21 protein-coding genes are annotated in these 24,636 nt (G+C 73.6%); 11 read left to right on the top strand and 10 right to left on the bottom strand.

What is annotated here, in order from left to right; translation table 11 throughout:
- Nucleotides 1-25: 25 nt before the first annotated feature.
- Nucleotides 26-775, top strand: coding sequence for an SDR family oxidoreductase (locus tag HNR21_RS13905; RefSeq protein ID WP_233358967.1), 750 nt, complete (start codon nucleotides 26-28; stop codon nucleotides 773-775).
- A 1-nt stretch (nucleotide 776) separates the two neighbouring features.
- On the opposite strand, the gene HNR21_RS13900 is transcribed toward HNR21_RS13905, so the two are convergent.
- Nucleotides 777-1,541 carry a MerR family transcriptional regulator gene (locus tag HNR21_RS13900; RefSeq protein ID WP_182705548.1) on the bottom strand — a complete coding sequence of 255 codons (765 nt, stop codon included), beginning with the start codon at nucleotides 1,539-1,541 and terminating at the stop codon, nucleotides 777-779.
- A gap of 89 nt (nucleotides 1,542-1,630) precedes the next feature.
- Between HNR21_RS13900 and HNR21_RS13895 the strand changes: the two genes are divergently transcribed.
- From HNR21_RS13895 to HNR21_RS13880, 4 genes are all read left to right on the top strand, one after another.
- Nucleotides 1,631-2,479: a PHP domain-containing protein gene (locus HNR21_RS13895; RefSeq protein ID WP_182705547.1), complete on the top strand. Its 849-nt coding sequence runs from the start codon at nucleotides 1,631-1,633 to the stop codon at nucleotides 2,477-2,479.
- A 69-nt stretch (nucleotides 2,480-2,548) separates the two neighbouring features.
- Entirely contained in the window at nucleotides 2,549-3,874 is a 1,326-nt protein-coding gene (locus tag HNR21_RS13890) for a cytochrome P450 (RefSeq protein WP_220500147.1), read from the top strand.
- Between the two features lie 273 nt (nucleotides 3,875-4,147).
- Nucleotides 4,148-5,104, top strand: coding sequence for a hypothetical protein (locus HNR21_RS13885; protein ID WP_182705545.1), 957 nt, complete (start codon nucleotides 4,148-4,150; stop codon nucleotides 5,102-5,104).
- Between the two features lie 297 nt (nucleotides 5,105-5,401).
- Nucleotides 5,402-7,201 (top strand): protein kinase domain-containing protein, encoded by a 1,800-nt coding sequence (locus HNR21_RS13880; protein WP_182705544.1) that lies wholly within the window; start codon nucleotides 5,402-5,404, stop codon nucleotides 7,199-7,201.
- A 54-nt stretch (nucleotides 7,202-7,255) separates the two neighbouring features.
- Here HNR21_RS13880 and HNR21_RS13875 read toward each other — a convergent pair whose 3' ends face one another.
- The gene (locus HNR21_RS13875; RefSeq protein ID WP_220500741.1) at nucleotides 7,256-9,070 is read right to left on the bottom strand and encodes a class I SAM-dependent methyltransferase; all 1,815 of its coding nucleotides are present in this window, start codon (nucleotides 9,068-9,070) and stop codon (nucleotides 7,256-7,258) included.
- A gap of 249 nt (nucleotides 9,071-9,319) precedes the next feature.
- Here HNR21_RS13875 and HNR21_RS13870 point away from each other — a divergent pair, with 249 nt between their 5' ends.
- From HNR21_RS13870 to glpK, 3 genes are all read left to right on the top strand, one after another.
- The gene (locus tag HNR21_RS13870; protein ID WP_182705542.1) at nucleotides 9,320-10,246 is read left to right on the top strand and encodes an alpha/beta hydrolase; all 927 of its coding nucleotides are present in this window, start codon (nucleotides 9,320-9,322) and stop codon (nucleotides 10,244-10,246) included.
- A gap of 125 nt (nucleotides 10,247-10,371) precedes the next feature.
- On the top strand, nucleotides 10,372-11,199 hold the full coding sequence (locus HNR21_RS13865) for an MIP/aquaporin family protein (RefSeq protein WP_182705541.1): 828 nt from the start codon (nucleotides 10,372-10,374) through the stop codon (nucleotides 11,197-11,199).
- A gap of 25 nt (nucleotides 11,200-11,224) precedes the next feature.
- Nucleotides 11,225-12,742 (top strand): glycerol kinase GlpK, encoded by a 1,518-nt coding sequence (glpK, locus tag HNR21_RS13860; protein ID WP_182705540.1) that lies wholly within the window; start codon nucleotides 11,225-11,227, stop codon nucleotides 12,740-12,742.
- A 223-nt stretch (nucleotides 12,743-12,965) separates the two neighbouring features.
- On the opposite strand, the gene HNR21_RS13855 is transcribed toward glpK, so the two are convergent.
- The 7 genes from HNR21_RS13855 to HNR21_RS13825 all read right to left on the bottom strand — a co-directional run bounded on the left by HNR21_RS13855 (nucleotide 12,966) and on the right by HNR21_RS13825 (nucleotide 20,786).
- A complete protein-coding gene (locus HNR21_RS13855; protein WP_182705539.1) occupies nucleotides 12,966-14,210 on the bottom strand; it encodes a styrene monooxygenase/indole monooxygenase family protein in 1,245 nt (414 codons plus the stop codon).
- 21 nt (nucleotides 14,211-14,231) lie between these two features.
- A complete protein-coding gene (locus tag HNR21_RS13850) occupies nucleotides 14,232-14,864 on the bottom strand; it encodes a GTP-binding protein (protein ID WP_119727458.1) in 633 nt (210 codons plus the stop codon).
- Nucleotides 14,842-15,186, bottom strand: coding sequence for a DUF742 domain-containing protein (locus HNR21_RS13845; RefSeq protein ID WP_119727457.1), 345 nt, complete (start codon nucleotides 15,184-15,186; stop codon nucleotides 14,842-14,844). The genes HNR21_RS13850 and HNR21_RS13845 overlap by 23 nt, the downstream gene beginning before the upstream one ends.
- A gap of 31 nt (nucleotides 15,187-15,217) precedes the next feature.
- Nucleotides 15,218-15,694, bottom strand: coding sequence for a roadblock/LC7 domain-containing protein (locus HNR21_RS13840; protein ID WP_246442152.1), 477 nt, complete (start codon nucleotides 15,692-15,694; stop codon nucleotides 15,218-15,220).
- A complete protein-coding gene (locus HNR21_RS13835; protein ID WP_182705538.1) occupies nucleotides 15,691-16,887 on the bottom strand; it encodes an ATP-binding protein in 1,197 nt (398 codons plus the stop codon). Before HNR21_RS13835 ends, HNR21_RS13840 begins: the two co-directional genes overlap by 4 nt.
- A gap of 1,251 nt (nucleotides 16,888-18,138) precedes the next feature.
- Nucleotides 18,139-19,629, bottom strand: coding sequence for a carboxyl transferase domain-containing protein (locus tag HNR21_RS13830; protein WP_182705537.1), 1,491 nt, complete (start codon nucleotides 19,627-19,629; stop codon nucleotides 18,139-18,141).
- A complete protein-coding gene (locus tag HNR21_RS13825) occupies nucleotides 19,626-20,786 on the bottom strand; it encodes a CaiB/BaiF CoA transferase family protein (protein WP_182705536.1) in 1,161 nt (386 codons plus the stop codon). The genes HNR21_RS13830 and HNR21_RS13825 overlap by 4 nt, the downstream gene beginning before the upstream one ends.
- A 194-nt stretch (nucleotides 20,787-20,980) precedes the next feature.
- On the opposite strand from HNR21_RS13825, the gene HNR21_RS13820 reads away from it, so the two are divergent.
- Nucleotides 20,981-21,514, top strand: a complete 534-nt coding sequence (locus tag HNR21_RS13820; RefSeq protein WP_182705535.1) for a superoxide dismutase family protein — start codon at nucleotides 20,981-20,983, stop codon at nucleotides 21,512-21,514.
- Between the two features lie 104 nt (nucleotides 21,515-21,618).
- Here HNR21_RS13820 and ku read toward each other — a convergent pair whose 3' ends face one another.
- Nucleotides 21,619-22,503: a non-homologous end joining protein Ku gene (gene ku, locus HNR21_RS13815; RefSeq protein ID WP_119727451.1), complete on the bottom strand. Its 885-nt coding sequence runs from the start codon at nucleotides 22,501-22,503 to the stop codon at nucleotides 21,619-21,621.
- Nucleotides 22,504-22,616: 113 nt separating this feature from the next.
- Here ku and ligD (HNR21_RS13810) point away from each other — a divergent pair, with 113 nt between their 5' ends.
- Nucleotides 22,617-23,603 (top strand): non-homologous end-joining DNA ligase, encoded by a 987-nt coding sequence (gene ligD / locus HNR21_RS13810; RefSeq protein ID WP_182705534.1) that lies wholly within the window; start codon nucleotides 22,617-22,619, stop codon nucleotides 23,601-23,603.
- Nucleotides 23,581-24,483, top strand: a complete 903-nt coding sequence (gene ligD, locus HNR21_RS13805; protein ID WP_182705533.1) for a non-homologous end-joining DNA ligase — start codon at nucleotides 23,581-23,583, stop codon at nucleotides 24,481-24,483. The genes ligD (HNR21_RS13810) and ligD (HNR21_RS13805) overlap by 23 nt, the downstream gene beginning before the upstream one ends.
- Nucleotides 24,484-24,636: the final 153 nt, after the last annotated feature.

Here is a 24,636-nt window from a genome sequence, read left to right as displayed (position 1 = left end):
GCCGGGCGCGGTTGGATCGTTGATCGTGGAATCGACGACACGGGTGGCCCTGGTCAGCGGGGCGTCGCGAGGGCTGGGCGCGGCGATCGCGCGGCGGCTCGGCGCGGACGGGTGGGCGGTGGCGGTCAACTACCGGGCGGGCGCGCAGGCGGCCGGGCGGGTGGTGGACGACATCCGCGCGGCGGGCGGCGTCGCGGAGGCGTTCGGCGCGGACGTCACCGACGAGGAGGAGGTGACGGACCTGGTGGCGCGGGTGGCCGACCGGCTGGGCCCGGTGCGGGCGCTGGTCGCCAACGCCACCGGGCCGCAGCCGGCCGTCCCGTTCGAGAAGCTGACCTGGCGGGACCACCTGGACCAGCTGGAGTTCTTCGTCAAGAGCCCCACGCTGCTGGCCCAGGCGGTGCTGCCGGGGATGAAGGAGCTCGGCGGCGGGCGGATCATCCAGATCGGGTCGGACGTGTTCGAGCGCGCCCTGCCCGGCATGTCGGCCTACATCGCCGCCAAGGGCGCGCAGATCGGCCTGACCCGGTCGTGGTCGCGGGAGCTGGGCAGGTACGGCATCACCGTGAACCTGGTCGCCCCCGGCTGGATCCCGGTCGAGCGGCACGCCGGGGCCTCTCCGGAGGACCTGCGGTCCTACATCGACGACGTGCCGCTGGGGCACATCGGCGTTCCCGAGGACGTGGCCGCCGCCGTGTCGTTCCTGGCGTCCGACGCCGCCGGTTACATCACCGGCGAGCGGATCACCGTCAACGGCGGCCACACCATCGGGTGACTCAGCGGCCCTCCTGGCGGTCGGCGTTGGCCAGGATCGCGTCGTGCACGTACTGCGCCAGCCCCTCGGCCGCCCGGTCGTAGGTGGCGGTGAAGCGCGGGTCGCTCACGTACAGGTCGGCGAGGCCCCGGTGGATCTCGACGGTGCACTCGTAGAAGCCGTCGGTGATCGACTGCCGGTGCCGTTCGGCCAGGTCCATCGCCCGGGCGTCGGCGGCGGGCACGCCCGCCGCCATCGCCTCGACGAACCCGCGGATGATCGCCTCCTGCTCGGCCTTGATCCGCTTCCAGTCCTCCTTGGTGTAGGAGGCGACGCGGCGCTGCGACTCCCGGTAGGCGTCGGTGCCGCCCCACCGCTCCTCCGCCTCGGCCTCGTACCGGTCCGGGTCGAAGTCCCCGAAGACCTCGAACCGCTCCTCGGGCGTCAGGTTGACTCCCACTCTCCTCGCCTCCATCGCGAGCTCGATCGCGTCGACCATCGCGCGCAACCGGTCGATCCGGCCCCTCAGCAGCTCCCGCTGGCGGCGCAGGTGCGTCAGGGCGTCGGCGTCCGGGTCGTCGAGGATCTTCGCGATGTCCTCCAGCGGGAATCCGAGCTCCCGGTAGAACAGGATCTGCTGGAGCCGTTCCAGGTCGGCGTCGTCGTAGCGGCGGTAGCCGGTGGCGGTCCGCGCGCTCGGCGTCAGCAGGCCGATGTCGTCGTAGTGGCGGAGCGTGCGCACCGTCACCCCGGCGGCGTCGGCGACCTGCCCGATCGAGTAGCCCATGGACTCCCTCCCTTCACGGGCTTGCGAGGTCCAGGCTGGGATCTGACGTTACGAGAGGGTCAACCCGATTACCCGAGAGGATGCCCGCAATGCGCATCGACCTGCACAGTCACAGCACCGCCTCGGACGGCACCGAGCCGCCCGCCGAGGTGGTGCGGCGGGCGCGACAGGCCGGGCTGGACGTGCTCGCGCTGACCGACCACGACACGGTGGCGGGGCTGGCGGAGGCCGAGGCGGCGCTGCCGGACGGGCTGACGCTCGTTGCGGGGATGGAGATGTCGTGCGCGCGGGACGGGCTGAGCATCCACCTGCTGGCCTACCTGTTCGATCCGGCCGACCCGGAGCTTTCCACCGAGTGCGCCCGGGGCCGCGAGTCCCGCGACTCGCGCGGGCGGCTGACCGTGGAACGGCTGAACGCCCTCGGCGTGCCGATCACCTGGGAGCAGGTGACGGCGCTGGCCGGGGACGCGCCGGTGGGCCGCCCGCACATCGCGCGGGCCATGGTCGCCGCCGGGGTGATCGACGATCCGGCGCAGGCGTTCACCGAGGAGTGGATCGGCGGCGGAGGCCGCGCCTTCGTGCGGCGGTACGCCCCCGACCCGGTCACGGCGGTACGGATGGTGCGGGCGGCCGGCGGCGTTCCGGTGCTGGCCCATCCCAAGGCCGCGCAGCGCGGCCGGACGGTGAGCGACGCGCTGATCGCCGAGCTGGCCGGAGCCGGGCTGTTCGGCGTGGAGATCGACCACGCCGACCACGACGACGCCGCCCGCGCCCACCTGCGGGGCCTGGCCGCCGAGCTGGGGCTGGCCGCCACCGGCTCCAGCGACGACCACGGCGACCTCACCGGGCACCGGCTGGGAGCGCACACCACCGACCCCGAGGTGTACGAGCGGATGGTGGCACAGGCCACTGGCGCCACACCCGTCCGCCGGGTTTAACCATGAGGCGGGGGGCATCCCGGCAGCATGACCGCTCTCGACACTCCCCCCGTCATCACCGGATCACGGATGAACACCGCGTCCGTGGCCGACACCCTGCGCATCGGCGCCCTCGTGCTCGGCCCCACGGTGGCGCGCGGCGTCCTGGCCCGCAGGCCGCGGGTCGTCCGGCTCGCCGAGGCCGCCGACGCCGACCGCCGCGCCGGGCGGCTGCTCCAGCGGATGCGGGCCAAGTACGGTCCCGGCCCGCTGATGCTGCGGTTCCCCGTGCGCAGGCTGGCGCTGGTGCTGTCCTCCGATGACGTGGGCCGTGTCCTGGCCGGGTCGCCGGAGCCGTTCGCCCTGGCCAGCCTGGAGAAGCGCAAGGCGCTCGGGCGGTTCCAGCCGCACGGGGTGCTGATCTCCACCGGGGCGGACCGGGCCGAGCGGCGGGCGTTCAACGAGGCCGTGCTGGACACCGCCCAGCCGGTGCACCGGTACGGCGAGACGATCTGCGTCAAGGTCCGCGAGGAGGCGGAGCTGCTGCGCGAGCAGATCGGCCGGACCGGCGAGCTGGACTGGGACCGGTTCCGGGTGGCCTGGTGGCGGGTGATCCGCCGGGTGGTGCTGGGCGACGCGGCCCGCGACGACCACGAGATCAGCGACCTGCTGACCACCCTGCGGATGAACGCCAACTGGTCGTACGCCCGCCCGCCCCGCCGGCGCGTGCGGCGGCGGTTCGCCGAGCGGCTGCGGCACTACCTGGAGGAGGCCGAGCCGGGCAGCCTGGCCGAACTGGTGGCCCGCACTCCCCGAAGCGACCGCACCGAGCCGGCCGACCAGGTGCCGCAGTGGCTGTTCGCGTTCGAACCGGCGGGGATGGCGGCCTACCGGGCGCTGGCGCTGCTGGCGACGCATCCCGAGCAGGCCCGCCGGGCCCGCGAGGAGGTCGACGGCCGGGATCTGGAGCGGCCGCAGGAGCTGCCGTTCCTGCGGGCCTGCGTGCAGGAGTCGGTGCGGCTGTGGCCGACCACCATGGCGGTGCTGCGCGACACCACCACCGAGACCGTGTGGGACGGCACCCGGATGCCCGCCGGGACGGGGCTGCTGATCCACACCCCGTTCCTGCAGCGGGACGAGGAGACCCTGCCGTACGCCGACACGTTCGCGCCGTGGATCTGGCTGGACGGCACCGCCCAGGAGAGCTGGTCGGACATCCCGTTCAGCGGCGGGCCCGGCGAGTGCCCGGGCCGGAACCTGGTGCTGCTGACCACGAGTTGCTTCCTGGCGATGCTGATCCAGCGGCATGACTTCCGGCTGGTCTCGGGGCAGCCGCTGACCTACGCCCGGCCACTGCCGCGCACGCTGGAGCCGTTCGGGCTGCGGCTGCGGGCCCGGCCGCGGGCGGCGTCCTGACCGGCGCGGATCGCCGCGCGAAATGACGCCCGGCAGCGTTCGGGACAGTTTACCAAGTGATTGACTGAGCATTCTCACAATTGACAGACAACGGTCATGCGGTCACTCTGTGGTGCACTGCGGTCGGCTCGTCTGACCGATCATTTCCGACCGCGGAGATGATCTGCGGGAAAGTGAGAGCACCAGGAGGCACCGATTCGGTCAGCGCCGCCGTTCCCCGCCGACGTCCCCGCTGATCGCAGCGGCGGCGCGCCCCCACCCCGAGGAGTGACCTTGTCCATCACCAAGCCCGTCCGAACGCTCGCGTTCGCCGCCGGCACGGCCGGGGCGCTGGCCGGCGCGCTGCTCGCCCCGGCGACCGCCGCGGCCTCCGCCCAGGCCGCGGCGGCCCCGCAGACCAAGACCGTGCGGTACGGCCCGTTCACCATCCCCGCCGCGACCTCCACGGAGCACGGCGAGCTGCCCAACCAGGTGCGGCTGAACGTCGAGAAGCCGTGCACCAACTGCTACATCACCGGTTTCGCGCCCAACCTCGTGTACGCCGACGGCACCCGGGCCAACATCAACACCGGCCCGATGCTGCACCACGTGGTGTTCTTCAACTCCGCGCAGCGCGACGTCGTCTGCGGCGGCCCGCGGCGGATCATGTCGTCCGGGAACGAGCGGGTCAAGAGCGCCTTCCCCGCCGGCTACGGCCTGAAGGTCGGCTCCGGTGACCGCTGGACGATGCTGTACGACCTGATGAACCACGGTCACGAGGAGAAGACCGTCTACATCGAGTACACCTTCACCTACGAGCGCGCGTCGCTCCTCTCCCGGACCAGGCCGGTAACCCCGATCTGGATGGACGCCGGCGGCTGCGCCGACTCCTCCTGGGACACCCCCGAGGGCCAGCCCAGTGAACGGTCCCGCACCTGGACCTCCACCATCTCCGGCAACCTGGTCCACATGCGCGCCCACCTGCACCACGGCGGCATCGACGTGCGCACCGCGAACACCACCACCGGCCAGGAGCTGTGCCGCAGCGCGGCCGTGGAGGGCGTCGACCCCGAGTTCATCGACCACCACGGCAACACCGAGGTCTCGGACATGCCGCCGTGCACCGGCTCCCCGTCGCTGGGCCGGATCAACCGCGGCGACACCCTGCAGATCACCGCCCGCTACAAGGCCACCGACCACGCCCACCACGGCGTGATGGGCATCATGACCGGCTACGTCCACGAGAGCTGACGGCCGGCGGCGTCCCCGAGGGGTCCTCCGCGCCGGGAGGACCCCTCGGGTTTTTCACATGTCAACTCTTCCGGCGGATTGTAAGGCGACCGGGAATTCGGGTGCAGGGTCCTTCAGTGCACTGACAAAGGGCACCACAAAATCACCTTCCGATCGATCATGCCGGACCGGTGATCGGCACTCCCGTGAGGCATCGCCCGATCGTTTTCCGGAACGTTCCCGATCCGGCGGCACCGGGGGGGCCGACTATGCTGCTGCCACCCCCGACCCCGGGTGATCCACCCGATGGAGGCGCCCATGCCGCCGCAGCCCCGTCCGCTGCGCCCGAACGACCCTCGTGAGATCGGCGGTTACGCGCTGGTCGGCAGGCTCGGCGAAGGCGGGCAGGGCACCGTGTACCTCGGCCGGTCGGACTCGGGACGGCAGGTGGCGGTCAAGGTGCTGCGCGCCGACCTGGAGGAGGGGTCGGACGCCCGCCGCTACCTGGACCGGGAGCTGGCCGCGGTACGGCGGGTCGCCCCGTTCTGCACCGCCCGGATCATCACGATCGACGTGGACGGGGACCAGCCGTACGTCGTCAGCGAGTACATCGACGGGCCGTCGCTCCAGCGGCAGGTGGCCGAGCAGGGACCGCTGCACGGCGACGAACTGCTGCGGCTGGCCATCGGCACCGCCACCGCCCTGGCCGCCATCCACCAGGCCGGCGTGGTGCACCGCGACCTCAAGCCCGCCAACGTGCTGCTCGGCCCGGACGGCCCCCGGGTCATCGACTTCGGCATCGCCCGCCCGCTGGACGCCACCTCCGCCACCATGTCGGCGGCCGTCGGCACCCCCGCCTACATGGCGCCCGAGCAGCTCGCGGCGGGATCGGCCGGGCCGCCGCTGGACATGTTCGCCTGGGGCTGCACGATGGCGTTCGCGGCCAACGGGGTCCCGCCGTTCGGCAACGACTCGATCCCCGCGGTGATGCAGCGGATCCTGCACGGGGAGCCGGCGCTGGGCGCGCTCGGCGGCCCGCTGCGCGACCTGGTCGCCGCCTGCCTGGACAAGGACCCGGCCCGGCGGCCCACCGCCCTGCAGGCCCTCACCGCCCTGCTCGGCGGCGGCGAGCACCGCGACCCCCTCACCGAGGGCACCTGGGCCGCCGCCTCCGCGACCCCGCCGCCCGCGCCCCGGCCACCGGCCACCCTGCCGCAGGCCGCGAACCGGCCTCCCGCGACCTCGCCATCGGGGCGGTCATCATCCCCGCCGCAGGCCGTGGCTCCGCCGCCGTTCGCCGTTTCGCCGATCGCCCCGCCGCCGGGGCCGCCCTACTCGTCGGCCCCGTCCCCGCCGCCCAGATCCCGGGCCGGGCAGCTCGCGGTGGCCGCGGCCGCCGCCGTCCTGCTGGTCCTCGGCGGAACGACCGCCGTCCTGCTCAACCGTGACGGCCCCGGCGACCCCGGTGCCGCCGTAGGCCCCTCTCCCTCCTTCGGAACGACCGCCTCCAGCCCCACGACGACACGCCAGGGCGAGGAGGCCACGAACGCCAACGGCACCTGCCGCTACCTGGCGGCCACCAACGGCACCGGCGAGCAAGCCGGGACGCCCCCGGCGCGTCCCGCGGCCGACGGCCCCGTCCCGGCGACCCTGACCACCGACCGGGGCACCATCGCCCTGGAACTCGACGGCGCCAAGGCCCCCTGCGCGGTCAACTCGATCATCCACCTGGCCGGGCGCGGCTTCTACGACGGGAACCGCTGCCACCGCCTGACGACCGTCTCGTCGCTGCGCATCCTGCAGTGCGGCGACCCCACCGGCGACGGCACGGGCGGCCCCGGCTACCGCTACGCCGTCGAGAACACCGAGAACGCCCGCTACACCCGGGGCGTCGTCGCGATGGCGCGATCCTCCGAGCCCGACTCCAACGGCAGCCAGTTCTTCATCGTGTACGGGGACGCCCAGATCCCTCCCGACTACACGATCGTCGGCCGGGTGACGTCCGGGATGGAGGTCGTCGACCGCGTCGCCCAGGGCGGCGTCGAGCCGGGCCAGTTCGAGGGCGACGGCGTCCCCAAAACCCCCATCACCATCCAGCGGTTCCGTACCGGGACCTAGGCGGCGGCTCCGGCGCTCCCGCGAACGCCCGATCCCGCCGGCCGGCGGCGGGCTCTAGGCGTCGGTCTTGCGGGCGATGATGCGGTAGGCGTTGCTGGGGCCGCGCTGGAGCGGCATGGTCAGCAGGTCGGCGGCGAGGGCCAGGCCGACCACGGGGACGGCCAGGAGCTGGGCGGTGATCGCGCGGGCGTAGCGGGCGGGGCCCGGCGGGCGGGCGCCCTGCCAGGGGCGTTCGACGTCCAGGCCGATGAGGTTGATCAGGGCCGCGGCGGCCGGGGTGATGTCGGCGCCGCGGCGGGAGTCGCGGCGCTGCTCGGCCAGCACCTTCAGGCCGCGGGTCTCCAGGGCCTCCTTCAGGTTGCCCAGCGGGATCATGTGCAGGTGCTGGGGCGGCAGGTAGGGCAGCCACAGCCCGCGCAGCAGCCGGGCCATCGGGCACTCGGGGTCGGGCATCTCGATCAGCAGGTGCCCGCCGGGCTCCAGGATCTTGGCGGCCAGGTCCAGCTCGGCCAGCGGGTCGGGGGTGTGCTCCAGGTAGTGGTGCATGCTGATCATGTCGTACCGGCCGATCAGGTCCGGGCCGACGTCCAGGAACGGGGCGCGGTAGGCGTCCTCGATCCAGCCGCGCCGGGCCGCCTCCTCCACCCCGTCGCCCATGTCCAGGCCGTCGAACCCGGTGTCGGGGAAGACCGTGCGGGCCACCCGGCAGAAGTGGCCCTTGCCGGTGCCGACGTCCAGCCAGCGGCGGGGCCGGGCGAACCGCTCGGCGAGCCGGGCGCGGCGGAAGTAGTCGTCGGTGGTGGAGCTGAGGATCAGCTCGGCCGACAGGTCGCCGAGCCCGTCGTAGGCGTCCCGGTAGTAGAAGTCCAGCCCCTCGGGGGTGAGCCGGGGGTTCTGGAAGACGTGCCCGCAGCCGCGGCAGCGGTCCAGCGGGAACCGGCCGGGCTTGGCCTGCACGATGTCCCGGGTGACCAGGTGGCGCACCAGGTCGCGGGAGCCGCACCAGGGGCAGTCGGCGCGGCGCTCGCCGAGGTAGCGCTGCACGCCGGCCTCGATCTCGGCGGCGTAGCGGGCGCGGGCCTCCTCGCGCCGTTCGATCAGCCGCCGCTCCCAGCGGCTGCGGGGGGCGCGCAGGGTCCGCCAGATCGTCAGCGGCACGCGCACCGGCCGCAGCCAGGCCGCCCGGTGCAGGTCGGCGGGCCGCAGCGCCGTCCCGGCGAAGACCAGGTACGGGATCAGGCAGTACAACAGCACCAGGCCGAGCCCCGCCCACAGGTCGATCAGCGGGCCGGACAGCACCAGCAGGTAGGCGCCGCCCGTGCCGTACAGGGTGCGTGGCAGGGTCAGGGAGGGCGGCAGGTCCAGCGCCTGCGAGCGCAGCCAGGCCCGCCGCTGGTCGGTCCGGTCGGTCGCCGGGAACGGGGCGACCGCCATGTCCGCGGTGTCGACGTAGAACCGGACCCGCGCCGTCGCCTCGCCCATCTCGCCCGCGTCCAGCCCGCCGCGCGGGTCGATGCCCGAACGCGCCAGGCCCTCGCCGTCCACCAGCACCGCGTACCCGGCGCCGCGCCCCATCCCGAACCGGTTCTTGCGGTAGGCGCGCGGATCGACGTTGCGGACCAGGTCGAGCGCCTGCTCGGCGGGCAGGTCGTGCGGCACCAGGTCGAGCATGCCGATCCCGCCGCGGCGGGCGTGCTCGGCGGCGGCCCGCAGCACCCGGTCGGGCACCGCGGCGTCCTCGGCGGTGAGCGGGGCGTAACCGGCCGGGGCGGGGGCCGCCGGCGGGGACGCGAGCCTGCGCAGCCCGGTGACCCGGTGGCGCAGCCGCAGGCCGTTGGCGACGAGGACGGCGGCCACCAGCCAGATCATCCAGTTCACGGGTGTGTCTCCCCAGACTCGGCCCCGGCGTGCGGACGGGTCGTGATCGATCGCCGTGGGCTGGCAGACTGACGCACCGCCACAAAACGGGACAAGTAACCCGGGTCGACAACGGCGGGCGGTCCGGTGTCACCCGGCTGACAAGACCCCCCGCCGTTGTCATGCGACTGACAAGACGCCGCCCGCACCGGTGCGTCCGCCGACAGGTGTCACGGCGGCCGGTGCGGCAGACTGCCCGGCATGGCGATCACTCGCAGACCGCCCGGGTCGCTGCTCGGCGAACGTCGGCTGGGCTCCAGACTGTACGAACTGGACGTGGCCTCGGACGCGGTGGGCCGGACCGTGAAGGTCCGTTTGCTCGTTCCGGAGGGATGGTCGCGGGAGGCCGATCGAACCTGGCCGCTGCTTTACCTGTTCCATGGCGGGGCCGACGACCACCGGTCGTGGACCCGGGGGACCGACGTGGAGCGGCTCAGCGCCCGCCACGGGGTGATCGTCGCCATGCCGGACGGCGGCGTCGCCGGCGGCTACACCAACTGGTGGAACTTCGGCCGGCCCGGCGGCCCCGCCTGGGAGACGTTCCATCTCCACGAGCTGGGCGGGCTGCTGCGCCAGGCGTACCGGGCCGGGGAGGCGCAGGCGGTGGCCGGGGTGTCCGGCGGCGGGTACGGGGCGCTGATCTACGCGGCCCGCAACCCCGGCAGGTTCCGGTACGCGGCGGCGTTCAGCTCCCCGTGCACCATCCGCTCCCCCGTCGTCTCGACCGCGCTGCTGCTGGCCACCTGGCGGGTCGGCAAGGTCAACCCGCTGCGGATGTGGGGCGTGCCGGTGGTGCACGACCGCGTCTGGCGGTCGTTCGACCCGACCTGCATGGCCGAGGGGCTGCGCGGCACCGGGCTGTACCTGTCGGCGGGCACCGGCAGGCGCGGCCCGCTGGACCCGCCGGACGACCCGATCGACCACGCCGCCGGGGCCGAGCCGATCGTCCGCCGCACCGTCCCCCGGTTCCTGCGGCGGCTGCGCGGGCTGGGCATCCCCGCCACCGTGCACCTGTACGACCGGGGCACGCACAGCTGGCCGTACTGGAACCGCGAGCTGCACCACGCCTGGCCGCTGATCATGGAGGCGCTCGGCCCGGACCGGCCCCCGGACCGAGCCCCGGACTGAACAAGTCAGGAAATCTTTCCGTATCGACTTGAATCTGCCGTTGCCCCTCCTACGGATCCGGCCTAGCGTCCAAAAAGGGGCGCTGCCCACCCCGCTCGCGGCGCTCCGCCGACCGAGGAGGACACATGGCGGAACGCGATCCGGTCCCGCAGCGGCTCGCCGAGCTGGCGGCCGAGTTCACCGGGACGATGATCCTCATCCTGTTCGGCTGCGGCGTCGTCGCCCAGGTGGTGGCGGGCGGCCTCGGCGACCACGACAGCATCGCCTGGGCGTGGGGGCTGGGCGTCACGCTGGGCGTGTACGTGGCGGCCCGCATCAGCGGCGCGCACATCAACCCGGCGGTCACCGTGGCGCTGGCGGTGTTCAAGGACTTCCCGTGGCGCAAGGTCGCCCCGTACGCGCTGGCGCAGACCCTCGGCGCGTTCGTCGCCGCGCTGATCGTCCGCTGGAACTACAGCGAGGTGCTGGCCAAGGTCGACCCCGACCACACCATCAAGACCCAGGGGGTGTTCTCCACCCTGCCCGGCAACGGCACCCTGCCGGTGGGCACCTGGGGGGCGTTCCGCGACCAGATCATCGGGACGGCGATCCTGCTGTTCCTGGTGCTGGCGGTCACCGACGCCCGCAACGACGGGCCGGCCGCCAACCTGGCCCCGGTGGTGATCGGGTTGATCGTGGTGGCGATCGGGATGGCCTGGGGCACCAACGCCGGGTACGCCATCAACCCGGCCCGCGACTTCGGGCCGCGACTGGCCTCGTTCCTCACGGGGTATGGCGGAGCATGGCGTGATCAGTACGGTGAGCTGTACTTCTGGGTACCCATCCTGGGGCCGCTGATCGGCGGCGTGCTCGGCGCCGGGCTCTACAAGGCGCTGATCGGCCGGTTCCTGCCGGCCGGCGGCGGACAGCAGCCGGTGGACCTGCCCAGCCGGTCCAAGTACGAGGCGGCCTGAGCCGCACGGGCAACGAGGAGGAGCGATGGCCGACTTCGTCGGAGCGGTCGACCAGGGCACGACCAGCACCCGCTTCATGATCTTCGACCACGGCGGCAACGAGATCGCCCGCCACCAACTGGAGCACGAGCAGATCCTGCCGCGCGCCGGATGGGTCGAGCACAACCCCACCGAGATCTGGGAGCGCACCCGCGCGGTCATCCAGACCGCGCTGACCAAGGCGAACCTGACGCACTCCGATCTGGCCGCGCTCGGCATCACCAACCAGCGGGAGACCTCGGTGGTGTGGAACCGGCGCACCGGGCGGCCGTACTACAACGCGATCGTCTGGCAGGACACCCGTACCGACAGGATCGCCTCCGCGCTGGACCGCGACGGCCGCGGCGACGTGATCCGCCGCAAGGCCGGGCTGCCGCCCGCGACGTACTTCTCCGGCGGCAAGATCCAGTGGATCCTGGAGAACGTCGAGGGGGTACGGGAGGCCGCCGAGGCGGGCGACGCGTTGTTCGGCACCACCGACAGCTGGCTGCTGTGGAACCTCACCGGCGGTGTCGACGGCGGGGTGCACGTCACCGACGTGACCAACGCCAGCCGCACGATGCTGATGGACCTGGAGACCCTGGACTGGGACGACGAACTGCTGTCGTTCTTCGGGATCCCGCGTCAGATGCTGCCGCGGATCAGGCCGTCGGCCGACCCCGCCGGGTACGGGGTGACCCGCGCCGGCGGCCCGCTGGGCGGGGAGGTGCCGCTGTCGGGGGCGCTGGGCGACCAGCAGGCCGCGACCGTGGGGCAGGTGTGCTTCTCGCCCGGCCAGGCCAAGAACACCTACGGCACCGGCAACTTCCTGCTGCTCAACACCGGCACCGAGCCGGTCCGCTCGTCGAACGGGCTGATCACCACGGTCTGCTACCAGTTCGGCGACAACAAGCCGGTGTACGCGCTGGAGGGCTCGATCGCGGTCACCGGGTCGGCGGTGCAGTGGCTGCGCGACCAGCTCGGCATCATCTCCAACGCGGCGCAGAGCGAATACCTGGCCCAGCAGGTCGAGGACAACGGCGGCGTGTACTTCGTCCCGGCGTTCTCGGGGTTGTTCGCCCCGTACTGGCGGTCGGACGCGCGCGGCGCCATCGTCGGGCTGTCCCGCTTCAACAGCAACGCCCACATCGCCCGCGCCACCCTCGAGTCGATCTGCTACCAGACCCGCGACGTGGTCGAGGCGATGCAGCAGGACTCCGGCGTGGTGCTGGACGTGCTGCGGGTGGACGGCGGCGTCACGGCGAACGAGCTGTGCATGCAGATCCAGGCCGACGTGCTCGGCGTCCCGGTGTCCCGCCCGGTGATCGCCGAGACCACCGCCCTCGGCGCCGCCTACGCCGCGGGCCTGGCCGTGGGCTTCTGGAAGTCCACCGAGGAGCTCGGCAAGAACTGGAACGAGGACCGCCGCTGGCTCCCCCAGTGGACCGAGGAGCAGCGCGAGCACGGCTACGCCGGCTGGAAGAAGGCCGTCGAGCGCACCCTCGACTGGGTCGACGTCCACTGACGAGGTCCAGAACGCCGGTCGGCCCCAGGTGAGCGTTCACCAGGGGCCGGCCGCGTCCCTGTAGAGGGCGCGGGCGTACCGGCCCCCGCGCCCTCAGCGCTCCGTCGGGATCCCCCTGGACCGCCAGCGCTCTGGTAGGCGGCCGTCGTCTCCAGCGGCCTGCCGGCCTGTTCCAGACGCCGTGCCGATTCGAGCAGATCCCGGGGATCGTTCCCGGGACGGGTCAGGAGGCGGTGCCCTGGCCCGACAGCGAGGCCAGGTAGGCGTCCGCCCCCGCGGGGTCCAGGAACCACTCGGACAGGTCCGCCGGGTAGGCCGCGCCGTGGGCGAAACGGTCCGCGACGGCCTGGTTGGTGACGGCGGCGCCGAAGATCCGCATCACGTGCTCGGGGGGCGGGCCGAGCATCAGGTTGGTGTAGGCCGTGGGGTGCTTGGCGTACTCCCAGTAGGCGTCGAACGTCTCCTGCATCCACTGCCGGTCGAACGGGCGGTCGCCGTGCTCCATGATGCGGCGCTGGTAGATCGCGGCGCAGTGGGTGGCGTTGTTGGCGCCCTGCCCGGTGACCGGGTCGTTGGCGACCACCACGTCCGCCATCCCCAGCACCAGGGCGTCCGGGCCGAGCTCGCCCACCGGGTGCCGGACGACCGGGGCGTAGCCGCCGAACAGGGTGCAGCGGGCGTCGGTGGGCTCGGCGTCGAGGGTCAGCTCGTACTCCCACGGCATGTACCGCCGCAGCAGCTCGCGGGTGCGGTCCAGGAACGCCTTCGGGTCGGGCCGGTCGGCCCACACGTCGAACGGGCCGCCGGGGATCTGCTCCCACAGGATGATGTCGCACGGCCCGGTGTGGGTCAGCGCCGGCATCAGGATCATCTCGCCGATCCCGGGCACCACGTTCACCCGCACGTGCGGCTCGGGGTAGTCCGGGCGGGGCTTCATGCCGTGCAGGTAGATGCAGGCCAGCATCCGCTGCGGCCGGTCGAACGGGGAACGGGAGGCGTCCCGGTCGAACAGCTCCACCAGCTCGCCCTTGCCCGCCGCGATGATCGTCAGGTCGTAGAGCGCCGACAGCCCCTCCAGGTCGGAGGTCATCACCGTGTGGTAGACGACGTTGCCGCCGCGCGACTCGAACAGCTCCAGCCAGCCGGCCATCTTGACCCGCTGGTCCACCGACTGGGCGTACTCCCGCCACCGGCCGATGAACGTCCACGCCTGCGTGCCGGGCGGGTCGATCATGGTGGAGCGCTGCCCGACGATCTGCGGGGCCTGCTCCTCCCACAGGTTCAGGCCCCGCTCGCGTTCGTGCCGCAGCGCCGGCGCGAACAGCACCTGGGTGGACATGACACGGCCGGCGCGGATCTCCTCGGGGGTGCGCGCCGACATGACGGTGACGTCGTAGCCCTCGGCCTGCAGGCTGAGGGCCAGCTGCAGGCCCGACTGCCCTGCGCCGACGATCAGGATCTTACGCATCGGTGCCTTTCACGAGGGGTGTCAGCGGGCCGCCCGGGGAGCGCGGCCCGAGGTGACCTGGAGGGTGTGCGTCAGCGCCGCGGTGAGGGCGGTCACCACCGAGGCCCGGCTGCGGGCGTCGCAGGTGATCAGCGGCACCCGGGCGGGCAGCCCGAGCGCGTCGCGCACCTCCTCCAGCGCGTGCGTCTGGACGCCGTCGAACAGGTTGACGGCGACCACGAACGGCACGTCGGAGTCGTTCTCGAAGTAGTTGACCGCGGGGAACGACACCTCCAGCCGGCGGGTGTCGACCAGCACCAGCGCCGCGCTGGCCCCCCGGCACAGGTCGTCCCACATCGGCCAGAACCGCGGCTGACCGGGCGTGCCGAACAGGTAGAGCACCAGGTTGCCGCCGGACAGCGTGATCCGGCCGAAGTCCATCGCGACGGTGGTGGTGGACTTCACGTCGGCCGGGGCCAGCGGGTCCACCGACTTGCTCGCCTGGGTCATCCACGCCTCGGTGTTCACCGGCGGGATCTCCGAGACCGCGCCGACCAGGGTGGTCTTGCCCACGCCGAACCCGCCCGCGACGACGATCTTGGCCGAGGTGCGCGCCGCGCCCTGCCGGACCGGCGCCCCGTGCGACGGCGCCTCAGGCGAGTTCGCGAAGGCCATGGATGACTTCCTTCAGCAGGCGTGGATCGTAGGGGGAGTCGTAGGTCTCCGGGTGGATCAGCACCCGCCCCGCCGAGGCCAGGTCGCCCAGCAGCACCCGGGTGACGCCGAGCGAGACCCCGCAGTGCGCCGACAGCTCGGCCACCGACTCGGCGGACGCGTGGGCCCGCTCGTACAGCCGGCGGGCCTCCGGCAGCAGCCGGGAGGCGTACGCGGGGTCGTAGTCCGGGGCCGACACCAGCGTGTGCATGTAGAGGTTCCGCCGGGTGCGGGTGCGCCCGCCGGTCAGCACGTAGGGCCGCAGCCAGGGGTTCCCGGTCATGGTCGTGTCCTCGCTCCGGACGGCCGGCCGGTCATGACGCCCTCTGGCCGAGGTTGAGCCGGCGCAGGTCGTCGCGGACCTGCGGGGTCAGCAGGTGGCCCACGCCGTCCACCAGCTGGGTCATCTTGTAGGCGACCGCGCCGAGGTTGGCGCCCTCCTCGACCAGCACCGCCAGACCGGCCAGCGGGCCGATCCGCATGAACAGGAAGTGCCCGGCCGGGAACTTGAGCATGATCTGCTCGCAGCCGCTCTGCCCGACCTTGGCGGCGATGTTGTGGCCGAGGCTGAGCAGCCCGCTGCTCATGGCCGACAGCGGGTCGGCCAGGTCGGCGTCCATGCCTCCGGCGACCACCAGCGGCAGCCCGTCGGAGGACACGATCAGCGCGTGCCGCACCCCCGGCGTGCCGGTGGCGAAGTCGTTGAGCAGCCAGCCGAATTCCGCGGGATCGCGGACCTGGCGGCCGTTGCCGGTCATCTGGGTGTCCTGTCCTTCCTCATGGGGCCTCATGGGGCCTCGTGGTGGCCGCCGGTCTCCCGCCGGGCTTCGGCGTGACCGGCGGCGAACGCGTCCAGATCGGCGGCGAACGACCGGCGGGCCGCGGCCGCCTCCTCGGCGGTGGTGTCCCCGGCGGCCGGGGCGGCGGGCCCGGAGCCGGCGGCGGCGCCGTTGCCGCGCAGGCTGGCCCGTTCCCGGCGCGGCAGGCCGCCCGGGGTGACCGGGGCGGCGGGCTCGACCTGCCGCACCATCGTCAGGTGCCCGGACGGGCCCTGCTCCGCGGGCTCCGCCGATCCGCCCTCCGGGGCGGGCGGGGCGGCCGGTTCCGCGGGGATCTCGCACAGCAGGCCCGCCGGAACGGTCACCATCGCGGTCGTCCCGCCGGAGCCGCCGCCGGCCGTGGCGGCGCGGCAGGCCAGCCGTACGGCGATGTCGTGCCTGCGGGCCAGCCGGTGCACCACCGGGAACCCGGTGTGGATCCCGGCCTGGTCGTCGATCTGCGGCACCGGGCCGGCCAGCCTCCGGTTGATCTCGGCGAGCCGGCCGGCATCGATGCCGATGCCGGTGTCCTCGATCCGCAGCATCACCGCGCCGTCCTGCAGCAGGTGCCCGCTGACGGTGACCGCCCCCCGGGAGTAGCGGGTGGCGTTGTCCAGCAGCGCCGCCAGCAGCGCGGCCACGTCGTCGGCGGCGTAGGCGACCACCGCCAGCTCGGCCACCGTGCCGATGACGACCTGGGTGTACCGCTCGATCGCGGACGTCGCCACGCGGATCACGTCCACCAGGGACGAGGTGTGGCCGTCCAGCTCCTCCCCTTCCCGTCCGGCCAGCACGCGCAGCTCGCGCGCGGCCCGCCGCATCCGGGTGACCGCGTGGTCCACCCGGTAGAGCCGTTCCAGCCGCTCCGGGTCGTCCTCGTCGTTCTCCAGCCGGTCCAGCGCCGGCCGCAGCTCCTCGGCCAGCAGCATCATCCGCAGCGCGAACTGCTCGGCCACCACCGGCCACACCGCCGCGGCGTCCGGCCCGGCGTCCTCCTCCCCCGCCAGCACCGCCGCCAGCCCCGGCCGCCGCCCGGCCACCGGCTCGACGGCGGCCTCGGACCGCGCCACCGCCTCGAACCGTCCCGCCGTCCCCCGCTGCACGACCGCCCCGGCCTGCCCCGCGGGCGCGACCTGCCCGCCCGCACCAGCCTGAGCCCCCCACACGGGCTGCCCCTCCGCACCGGCCGGAACGACCGTCCCAGGCTGCCCGGCCACACCGGGCTGCGTCCCCCAGGCAGGCTGCCCCTCGCTTACGGACGGAACGACCGACCCGTGGCCCCCTGCCGACGCAGGCTGCCCGGCCACGCCAGGCTGCGCACCCCACACGGACTGCTCGGCCGCCCCGGGCTGTCCCCCGCCTGCGGGCTGAACGGCAGACCCGGACTGAGCCGCCGGCACAGGCCGCTCGGCCTCGCCAGGCTGCGCACCCCACACGGACTGCTCGGCCACCCCGGGCTGTCCCCCGCCTGCGGGCTGGGCCGTCGACGCGGGTGGTGCGGCCACGCCAGGGTGCGCCACGCCCCACGCGGAGTGCTCCGCCGATCCGGGCTGTCCGCCGCTCGCGGGTGGAACGGCCGGGCCGGGATGCGCGCCCCACGCAGGGTGTCCGGTCGCGTCGGGCTGGGTGCCCCAGGCGGGCTGCCCTGTCGACGCGGGGTGTCCCTCTGCTGCGGGCAGGGCGGCCGGCTCGGGCCGGGTGCCCCAGGCGGGCTGGCCTGGGGGCGTGGGATGCGTCTGGGGGGTGGGTCCGGGGAGGGCGAAGGGCTGGGTCGCCGGGCCCTGCGGGGGGTACCCCTGCGGCCAGGCGGTCTGGGGGGCGGCCGGATAGGGCCGGGGCGCCTCCGGATCCGCCTGGTGCGCGCCCTGGGCGGCCGATTCGGGTCGCCGGTGTTCGGGCGGGGTGCTGTCGCCGGACAGCCAGCCGGTGAGGCGGTGGCGGAGTTTCGGTCGCCTGCGATGTGCCCCGGTGGTGGTGTTCTCGGGCGGACGCCCGCGCCGACCCATCAGACGGTGCCCTTCATGTCGCGTGCACGGCCCGGGCCGCGCGCCGGGCCCCGGGGCGCGCACGCGCTCTGCGGCGGGCGCACATCGCCGGTGGCCTGCGAGGCGGCGCCGGATGCGGTGGATCATGCTGGCACACCGCCGCCGCGACCGGAAAGGCGGCCGGAAAAGGGTTACTCGAATCAACCGGATTCGCTCAGCCGAAATCCGGAAAGCAGGCCCCTTATGGGACGAATGCCAGGTATGACCGGTTGGTCACCATCGTTCCGTCTCCGGCCGCGAACTGGGCGGGCGCAGCCCCCGGCGGACCGGTCGCGGAGGTGCCGCCGCGTCACCTCGCCGGGTTTTCGGACACGAATTTTCAGGTTTTGGGACCTCAGAGACCGGAATCCGTGGCGATGCGTGATCCGGGCGCTACCGCAGCCCGGCGAACCGGGCGTGCCGGGCCGCCAGCCGGGCGGCCGGATCGGTCCCGGCCAGCGCCCGCAGCCCCGCGGCCACCAGGGCGGCGGCGCGGGCGCAGAACTCCACCGGCTCGGCGGCGGCGTCCGGGCGTTCGGGGATGATCCGGTCGACGATCCCGGCGGCGCGCAGGTCGGCCGCGCGGACGCCCTGGGCCTGCGCCATCTCGGCGGCGCGGTCGACGGTGCGGTGCACGATCGCCGACGCGCCCTCCGGCGGCAGCGGGGACAGCCAGCCGTGCCGGGCGCACAGCACCCGGTCGGTGGGCAGCAGGGCCAGCGCCGCGCCGCCGGTCCCCTCGCCCAGCAGCACCCCCAGCGTGGGGACCGCCAGGGTGGTCAGCTCGGCCAGGCAGCGGGCGATCTCCCCGGCCAGGCCGCGTTCCTCGGCGTCGGCGCTCAGCACCGCGCCGGGGGTGTCCACCACGGTGACCAGCGGCAGGGCCAGCTCGCGGGCCAGCCGCATGCCGCGCCGGGCGACCCGCAGCCCGGCCGGGCCGAGCGGATGGCCGGTGCGCTGGCTGCGCCGGTCCTGGCCGACCACCACGCACGGCACGCCGCCGAACCGGGCCAGCGCGAGCAGCAGCCCGGGATCGGCCTCGCCCTCCCCGGTCCCCGACAGCACGCTCACGTCGACCGCCGCGTGCCTGAGCAGCTCCCGCACCCCCGGCCGGTCGGGGTCGCGGGAACGTTCGATGGACTCCCAGGCCGGAACGTCCTCCGGGACCTCCTCGGCGGCGTCCGCCGGCTCCCCGGCCTCCCCGGTCGCCTCACCGCACAGCACCGACAGCGCGCGGGAGGCGATCTCCGGCAGCTCGCCGACGTCCACCACCGCGTCCACCAGGCCCTTGGCGGCGAGGTTCTCGGCGACCTGGACGCCCTCGGGGAACGGCTCGCCGTGCAGCGCCTCGTACACCCGCGGCCCCAGAAAGCCGATCAGCGCGCCGGGCTCGGCGGCGGTCACGTGCCCCAGCGAGCCCCACGAGGCCAGCACCCCGCCGGTGGTGGGATGGCGCAGGTAGACCAGGTAGGGCAGCCCGGCGGCGCGATGCCGCATCACGGCGGCGGTGATCCGGGCCATCTGCACGAACGCCGCCGTGCCCTCCTGCATCCGGGTGCCGCCGGAGGAGGGGGCGGCCAGCAGCGGGATCCGCTCGGCGGTGGCGCGCTCGACCGCCGCCACGATCCGGTCGGCGGTGGCGACGCCGATCGACCCGGCCAGGAACCGGAACTCCGACACCACGAACGCCACCCGCCGGCCGCGCAGCAGCCCCTCGCCGGTGATCACGGCCTCGTCGCAGCCCGACCGTTCCCGCGCCGCGGCCAGCTCGGCGGCGTACGCGGAGCCGGGCTCGGCCACCGGGGGCGGCGGCCGGTCCCAGGGCTTGCGGCTGCCGGGGTCCAGGATGGCCTCGGCCAGCTCGCGAGCCCCGAGCCGGGTCATCGTCCGGCCGCCCGGTCGGCCTCGTCGAGCCAGGCCAGCACCGCCTCGGTGTGCTGGCCGAGCAGCGGCGGCGCGGTGTGCTCGCGGGGCGGCTCCCCGTCGAACCGCAGCGGCGGGCCGGGCAGCTCGATCGGGCCGAGCTGGGGGTGGTCCACCTCGACCACCAGGCCCTGCGAGCGGGTCTGCTCCCACTCGTACACCTCGTCGATGGAGCGGATCGACCCGGCCGGGATGCCGGCCTCGGCCAGCCGGTCCAGCCAGACCTGCCGGGGCGCGGTCACCAGCGCCTTCTCGATCTCGGCGGACAGTTCGGCGCGGCGGGCGGACCGGTCGGGGATGGTGGCGTAGCGCTCGTCGTCGGGGTCGATGCCGACGATGGGGGCGAACCTGCGCCACAGGTTCTGGTTGGCGACGCCGATCTGGATCTCCCCGTCGGCGCAGCGGAACGTCCCGTACGGGGCGATGGACGGGTGGTCGTTGCCGATGGAGACCGGCACGTCGCGGCCCACCGTCCAGCGGGTGCCCTGGTAGGAGTGCGCTCCGACGACCGAGGCCAGCAGCGAGGTCCGCACGACCCTGCCCCTGCCGGTGCGGGTGCGCTCGTAGAGGGCGGCGACGACCCCGTACGCGCCGTTCATCCCGGCCAGCACGTCGCAGATCGACAGGCCCACCTTGGAGGGCTGCCCGGGCGGGCCGGTGACGCTCATGATCCCGGCCTCCCCCTGCATGATGGCGTCGTACCCGGGACGGCCGCCCTCGGGACCGTCGTGCCCGAACCCGGTGATGGACAGCACGACCAGGCCGGGGTTGAGCTCGTGCAGCCGCTCGACCGGGAAGCCGAGCCGGTCCAGCACGCCGGTGCGGAAGTTCTCCACCAGCACGTCGGCGTGCCGCACCAGGCGGGTCAGCACGTCGCGGCCCTGGTCGGACTTCAGGTCGAGGGTGATGGACTCCTTGTTGCGGTTGCAGGACAGGAAGTAGGTGCTCACCTTGTCCTCGCCGGCGAACGGCGGGCCCCACTGCCGGGTCTCGTCGCCGGTCTCGGCCTCCACCTTGATCACTCGGGCGCCGAGATCGGCCAGCATCATCGTCGCGTGCGGGCCGGCCAGCACCCGGCTCAGATCGACGACGACGATGCCTTCCAGCGGTCCGGACAACGTGTGCTCCTCCTCCGGCGACGGCGAACGTCGATTATCTCCCGGAACGCCCCACCGGGTTAAGGCCGACCCGTTCCGCCGATAACGGACGACCCCCGGCGGCGGGCCGGACCGTGGTGGCGACGCGGAACGGATCAATCACATGGTGTAGTGTAATCGACACACATAGTGATACTTCCTGGAGGAGGGAAGCCATGCCGCGCCTGAAGCGCACCGCGCTCGTCGCCGCGCTGGCCGGGGCCGCCGCGCTCGCCACCGCCGCGCCCGCCACCGCGGTCCCCGCATTATGGATCGTCGACGCCTACGGCCCGACCTACACCTACGACGCCGCGTACCGCACGGTCAGGACGCACGTCCGGTTCGCGGAGGCGCCCGGAGGGACGTGGGTGGCGCTGATCGCCACCGGGTTCCCCGCGCACGCCGTGGGCAGGCGGTTCGGGGCCCACGTCCACGTCAACCCGTGCGGCCCCAGGCCCGAGGACGCGGGCGGCCACTACCAGGTCCCCGGGGCGCCTCCCGGGACGCCGCTGGCGGCCCGCGAGATCTGGCTGGACTTCACCGTCGGCCGGGACCGCGTCGGGCGCGCCGTCGCCGCCCGCCCCTGGTACGTCAGCCGGGCCACCTCGCGTTCGGTGGTCATCCACGAGCACCGCACCAACCCCGTCACCGGGGACGCCGGCGGCCGGCTGAACTGCACCACCATCCCGTTCACCGCCACCGGGCGCTGAACACCCCACGGCCTGGCCCGCCCCCGGCAGGCGGGCCAGGCCGCCCGAGCGATCGCGGTCCTCGACCAGGTCGTCCCGCCGCCCCGGCCCGCATCCGGACAGGCTCAGGCCGACTTGCGGCTGCGGCCCTTGGCCTGGGTCTTCTTGCCGGTGCTCTTCTTCGCCGGCTTTTCGGCGGAGGGCTTCTCCCCGCCCTTCCCGCCGTCGCCCTCGTCGCGTCCCCGCTTGGCCGCCTCCACGCTGGCGCGCAGCGCGCTGAGCAGGTCGGCGGCGGCCGGCTCCTCCTCGGGGACCTCCGGCCGGACGACCTCCCGGCCCTCCACCTTGGCGTCGATCACCGCCTGCAGCGCCTCCCGGTAGGCGTCCTTGTAGTCGGCGGGGTCGAAGTCGCCGGACATCGTGTCGATCAGCGACTCGGCCATGGTGAGCTCCTGGGGCCGCACCTTGACGTCCTCGTCCAGGAACGGGAAGTCCGGGGTGCGGATCTCGTCCGGCCACAGCATGGTCTCCAGCACGAACACGCCCTCGCGCACCCGCAGCGTGGCCAGCGACTCCCGCTGGCGCAGCGCGATCTTGACCACCGCCACCTGCCCGGACCGCTCCAGCGCGTCGCGCAGCAGCACGTACGGCTTGGCCCCGGTGTCCTCCGGCTCCAGGTAGTAGGACTTGGCGAAGTAGATCGGGTCGACCTGCTCGGCCGGGGTGAACTGCAGCACGTCGATCCGCCGGCTGGTGGACAGCGGCAGGTCGGCGAAGTCCTCGTCGGTGAGCACCACCATCTCGCCGGTGGGCAGCTCGTACCCCTTGGCGACGTCGGAGTACGGCACCTCCTCGCCGTCGACCGTGCACACCCGCTTGTACCTGATGCGCCCGCCGTCCTCGCGGTGCACCTGGTGGAACGCCACATCGCGTTCCTCGGTGGCCGAGTACAGCTTCACCGGGATGGTGACCAGGCCGAAGGAGATCGCGCCCTTCCAGATGCTGCGCATGACCGCTCCTTACCCGCTGCCGCCACCCCCTAGCGTCGCAAGATTGCGCATTTTGGGCTACATGTCCCATTAGATCCTTTTCCGTCTCCGCAACGGCGGGGTACAACTCCGCTATGACCATGCCGTGGCCGGTGGCGCCGATGACGGCGGTCACCGGCGACCTGCCGGAGGACGCCGCCCAATGGGCTCTCGAGCTCAAGTGGGACGGCGTGCGCGTCGTCTCCTCCGTCACCCGGGACGGCGTGCGCGCCGTGAGCCGCCGCGGCACCGAGGTCGTCGCCCGCTATCCCGAGCTGTCCGGGCTCGCCGACCTGGTGCACGGCCACGAGGTGGTGCTGGACGGCGAGGTGGTGGCGTTCCAGGGCGGCCGTCCCAGCTTCGAGCGGCTGCAGCGCCGGATGCACGTCGCCCACCCCGACGCCCGGCTGATCCGCCAGGTGCCCGTCCGGTACGTGGTCTTCGACGTGCTGTACCTGGACGGCCGTTCGCTGCTCGGCATGCCGTACGCGGACCGGCGCGCCCTGCTGGACGGGCTGGAACTGGCCGCGGTGGGCACCATCGAGGCCCCGCCGTACCTGCACGCCGCCGACGGCGGCCAGGTCAAGGAACTGCTGGAGTACACCTGGGAGCAGCGGCTGGAGGGACTGGTCGCCAAGCGGCTGGACTCCCCGTACCGGCCCGGACGGCGGGTGGACTTCTGGCGCAAGGTCAAGAACTTCCAGACCCAGGAGGTCATCGTCTGCGGCTGGCGGCCGGGCCACGGCCGCCGCGAGGGCGGCGTCGGCTCGCTGCTGCTGGGCGTGCACGACGGCAAGGGCCGGCTGTGCTTCGCCGGGCACGTCGGCACCGGCTTCACCGACCGCGCCCTGGACGAGATCTACCGGCTGCTGTGGCCGCTGCGCCGCCCCACCAGCCCGTTCGACGAGGTGGTCCCGCGCGAGCACGCCCGCGACGCCCAATGGGTTGAGCCGCTCCTGGTCGGGGAGGTCGCCTACAGCACGTGGACCAGGGAGGGCCGGCTGCGCGCCCCCTCGTGGCGCGGCCTGCGCGACGACAAGGACCCCTCGGAGGTCGTTCATGAGCCGCAAGGTCCGGGTTGAGGTGGACGGGCGGGAACTGGCGCTGTCCAACCTGGACAAGGTGCTCTACCCCCGGCACGGTTTCGCCAAGGGCGAGGTCGTCGACTACTACACGCGGGTGGCGCCGGTGATGCTGCCGCACGTGCGGGACCGGCCCGCGACCCGCAAGCGCTACCCGGACGGCGTGGAGGGCCAGTCGTTCTTCGAGAAGAACGCGCCCTCGCACACCCCCGGCTGGGTGCGCACGGTGAACCTGCCGACCCCGGGCAGCGCCAAGGGCCGCGAGTCGGCTGACTTCGTGGTGATCGACGACCTGGCGACGCTGGTGTGGCTGGCCAACCTGGCGGCGCTGGAACTGCACGTCCCGCAGTGGCGGGTGGGGCCGCGCGGCAAGGTGCACGAGCCGGACCTGATGGTCTTCGACCTGGACCCGGGCGCGCCCGCGACGATCGTGGACGCCTGCCGGGTGGCCTGCGCGCTGCGCGACCTGCTGGCCGAGGACGGGCTGACCGCCCATCCCAAGACCAGCGGCAAGAAGGGCCTGCACCTGTACGTGCCGGTGCGCAGGACGAGCCGGACCGAGGAGTACGCCAAACGGGCGGCGCGGCGGCTGGAGGACGCCGACCCCCGCCGGGTGATCAGCCGGATGGAACGGCGGCTGCGCCGGGGCAGGATCTTCGTGGACTGGAGCCAGAACAACCCGGCCAAGACCACCGTCGCGCCGTACTCGCTGCGCGCCTCCCGCGGGCCCGCCGTGTCCGCCCCGGTGACCTGGGACGAGGTGGAGTCCTGCGCGAAGCCGGAGGATCTGGCGTTCGACGCCGAGGCGGTGCTGGAACGAATCGACCGGCACGGCGACCTGCTGGCCCCGCTGCTGGAGGAGGGTCCGCCGCTCCCCTGACCTGTTCCTTCCGGGGGCCGATTCCCAGATCCCCGAGAGGCCGGCCGATTCCCGCTCCGCCGGCGCTCCGCTGCGGCCGGCCGACCTGCTTGCGCTTTGTGTTCGATTGGGCACGCAGAGGCGCGGCGATTCCGCCACCATTGCCCTACGGGG

It is taken from the genome of Thermomonospora cellulosilytica, assembly GCF_014138835.1.
Taxonomy (GTDB): domain Bacteria; phylum Actinomycetota; class Actinomycetes; order Streptosporangiales; family Streptosporangiaceae; genus Thermomonospora; species Thermomonospora amylolytica.
The sequence above is the reverse complement of the archived record's forward strand: the minus strand, read 5'-3'. Positions and strand labels throughout refer to the sequence as shown.